The organism is Pedobacter sp. (assembly GCF_045628745.1).
GTDB lineage: Bacteria > Bacteroidota > Bacteroidia > Sphingobacteriales > Sphingobacteriaceae > Pedobacter.
In genome coordinates, this window is sequence record NZ_JAZQPU010000118.1 from 1 (window position 1) to 3,878 (window position 3,878).

Here is a 3,878-nt window from a genome sequence, read left to right on the forward strand (position 1 = left end):
ATACAGCTGACCCATCTGCACATGTGTTTGATGGGAAAGTTTACATCTATCCCTCTCATGATATTGATGCTGGAACGCCTGAAAATGACATGGGTGAGCATTTTGCCATGAAGGATTTCCATATCCTCTCCATGGACAGCATTAATGGTAAGGTAACAGATCATGGCGTTGCCTTATCAATCAAAGATATTCCATGGGCGGGCAAACAATTATGGGCACCTGATGCGGCTTATAAAAACGGTACGTATTTCTTGTATTTCCCCGTAAAAGACAAAAATGAGGTCTTCAGAATTGGTGTAGCCACCTCAAAAACACCTGCAGGTCCCTTTAAAGCGGAAGCACAACCTATCCCCGGAGGTTTAAGCATTGACCCTGCTGTATTTACAGATACTGATGGAAAAAGCTATATGTATTTTGGCGGCATCTGGGGCGGACAGCTGCAAAGATGGAAAGATGGTAAATATGATGCTAATGGATCCAAAACTGACAGTCAACAAGAAGATTCACCTGCTTTAGCCCCTAAAGTGGCCAAAATGAGTGCTGATATGTTGAGCTTTGATGGAGATGTTAAAGAGGTGAAGATTTTAGATAAAGATGGAAAAGAACTGCTAACTAAAGACCACGACAGAAGATTTTTTGAAGCAAGCTGGCTACATAAATACAAAGGAAAATACTATTTCAGCTACTCTACAGGCGATACTCATTATTTAGCCTATGCCACAGGAGATCATCCTATGGGTCCGTTTACTTACCAGGGTATCATCATGAATCCTGTTCAGGGTTGGACATCACATCACTCTATTGTAGAAGTAAAAGGCAAATGGTTTTTATTTTACCACGATACACAGCTCTCTAATAAAACACACCTTAGAAATATTAAAGTAACACCATTGGAACATGCTGCTGATGGAAGCATCAAGCTGATTGAACCGATCATCAAATAAAAAAGTCTATAACAAACAGAAGATTTGAAATAATTATTCAACTGATATGATGCGACGTAGAAACTTGTATATTTTATCCGCTCTATTTTTATGTACCTCCCCCCTCGTTGCACAAATCAAACTGCCAAAGCTCATTAGCGATGGCATGGTTTTGCAACGAGCGGCGACTACAAAAATCTGGGGATGGGCACAACCTAATGAACTGGTCAGGTTAAAATTCGACAAAAAAACCTACCAGACCATTACCGCCCAGGATGGCAAGTGGCAGATCAACTTGCCGCCACAAAAGGCTGGTGGACCTTATGAAATGACCTTTACGGCAAGCAACCAGCTTGTCGTAAAAGACATTCTTTTTGGTGATGTATGGCTTTGCAGCGGACAGTCGAACATGGAATTAACAATGGAAAGGCTGATCGACAAATATCCAGAAGTGATTGCACAGGCTAACCACCCCACCATCAGGCAATTTCTTGTTCCTGATGAATATGACTTTAACCATCAACGGGATGACATTTCCAAGGCTAGCTGGGAACAAGCAACATCAAAAAGTGTATTGAGCTTTTCTGCAGTAGCCTATTTCTTTGCCCTTGAATTACAAAAGAAATATAACACCCCTGTTGGCATCATCAATGCCGCCCTTGGAGGTTCACCGGCACAGTCATGGATCAGTGAAACAGCATTGCAAAAGTTCCCTGAATATGCTGCGGAAACACAACGATTTAAAGATCCAAACTTAATTGCACAGGTAGAGCAGAATGACAAAGCTAAATCGGCAGCCTGGTATGGTCTCTTAAATTCAAAGGATCAGGGCATAAAAGACAAGTGGAGCATTTCTTCAGTAACCTCTGGCGACAAGGATTGGATGGAAATGAACATTCCGGGTTACTGGGCCGATCAATCTTTAGGTCAGGTAAATGGCGTGGTCTGGTTTAAAAAAACGATCAATATACCAAAAGAAATGGTCGGCAAAAGCGCCAAATTGCTCTTAGGTAGAATTGTAGACGCCGATTCTGTATTTCTCAATGGTCAATTGGTGGGTACCACAAGTTACCAATATCCACCACGCCGGTATTTATTAAACGCTGGTGTTTTAAAAGAAGGCAACAATACAATGGTTGTTAAAGTGATCAACAACAGTGGCAAGGGCGGCTTTGTGCTAGACAAGCCCTATCAATTGATGGCAGGCAAAGACACACTCAGCCTTCGCGGACCATGGCTTTATAGGCTTGGCGCTCAAATGGATCCTTCCCCAGGGCAAACTTTTGTGAGGTGGATGCCTGCGGGTCTTTTTAATGCGATGATCGCTCCTCTTCAAAATTACCGCATCAAAGGTGTTATCTGGTACCAGGGAGAATCAAATACGGGCAACTCTTCAGCGTATTTTGATTTAATGGAAACCCTCATAGCCGACTGGCGTAAAGGCTTTAACCAAGGTGACCTTCCTTTTATTTACATGCAGCTCCCTAATTATATGGAGCAGAAAACTATGCCTGCTGAGAGCGGATGGGCAGAATTGAGAGAGCAACAGCGTAAACTCTTGTCTGTTAAAAATACTGCAATGGCTGTGGGTATTGATTTGGGAGAATGGAACGATATACATCCGTTAAACAAGAAAGATGTTGCCAAAAGACTGTTCTTACAAGCTTCACACCTGGCCTATGGTGATCAATCAACGGTATATTCTGGTCCGATGTTCAAACAGCTCCAGTTGGATGGCAGACAGCTAGTGCTTAGTTTTTCAAATACTGGTTCTGGCTTGGTTGCAAAAGGCAACGAAGATTTGAAACACTTTGCTATTGCTGGCAAAGACAAGAAATATGTTTGGGCTCAAGCAAAGATTCGCGGCAACCAGGTTATTGTGTGGAGCGACAAGGTTATGAACCCTGTTTCAGTGAGATATGGCTGGTCTGACAATCCTGAACAGGCCAACTTATACAACAAAGAACAATTGCCAGCTGCACCTTTCGAGGCCTCTATAATTAAAAACTAAGGCTTCCTTAAAGGAAAATTAAACTTTATTTAATTCAGAAACTAAGGCTATTTAACACAAATAACCTGCACCAAAGTTGGATGCAGGTTTTTTATTGTTCATGATCCTAATTTCCTTGAATCAATAAACTGGAAGTTTGATTTTACAGTTACTCTAATTGTTCCTTTGACCATTTATTGCGTGAACAATCACCAGGCCAAGGCCATTGAAAGCATTGCGTTGATGAGCTAAAAAGCGAACCATCAGTCATTTTTGATCTGTTACTTAACAGTTGCAAATGAAGATCTTACCCATCACCCAGAATAGTTGAAAGGTCTGCAGTGAGCTGAAGTTTTTGTGCTTCTCCCGTTCTCTTCATTACTTCACAAATGAAAATTCTCAGTAAAAATAAAAGAGCCCAGTGGAATACCGGGCTCTTTACAAAAAACTTAATTATTAATCTGTCCAACTTTTTGGGACCATACCATAATCACCGGCTCTTTTGAAAATTAAATTAATTAATAACCAGGGTTTTGAGGGAATTTTGGCCCTTGTGCTACCCTGTCAATCTGAGATTGAGGGATTGGCCTTAAATTGTGGAACTCTTTAATATAAGGTGCAGCTTCAGGATTCCATGCTGTAACTCGTCTTACTAGAGACTTGGTTCTTACAAGATCCATCCAACGTTGCCATTCTCCAAAGAACTCTCTTGATCTTTCATCCAAAATAAAGTCAATCGTTACATCAGCCGCCGTAATGGTATTTGCTATTACAGCAGCAGCATTTTGTGCTGCAGTATTTGTTTTACGAAAAGCGGCACGCTGTCTGACAACATTTAACATATTTGCGGCATTCTGTAGGTTACCAGCTTTAAAGGCAGCCTCTGCAGCAATCATGTAAACATCAGAAAAACGGGTAATGACCACAGGTCTTGTTGATGGATCATTGAAATTACCAGCTGCACG

General features: G+C 41.4%; 3 protein-coding genes. 2 read left to right on the plus strand and 1 reads right to left on the minus strand.

What is annotated here, in order from left to right; all coding sequences use genetic code 11:
* Together ACR2F7_RS05070 and ACR2F7_RS05075 are read left to right on the plus strand one after the other, a co-directional pair.
* The coding region (locus tag ACR2F7_RS05070) for a glycoside hydrolase family 43 protein (RefSeq protein ID WP_432712504.1) at nt 1–944 on the plus strand (944 nt) is incomplete at its 5' end.
* Nucleotides 945–990: 46 nt separating this feature from the next.
* Complete coding sequence (locus ACR2F7_RS05075) at nt 991–2,934, plus strand: sialate O-acetylesterase (protein WP_432712505.1); 1,944 nt, start codon at nt 991–993, stop codon at nt 2,932–2,934.
* A 497-nt stretch (nt 2,935–3,431) separates the two neighbouring features.
* On the opposite strand, the gene ACR2F7_RS05080 is transcribed toward ACR2F7_RS05075, so the two are convergent.
* The coding region (locus tag ACR2F7_RS05080; protein WP_432712506.1) for a RagB/SusD family nutrient uptake outer membrane protein at nt 3,432–3,878 on the minus strand (447 nt) is incomplete at its 5' end.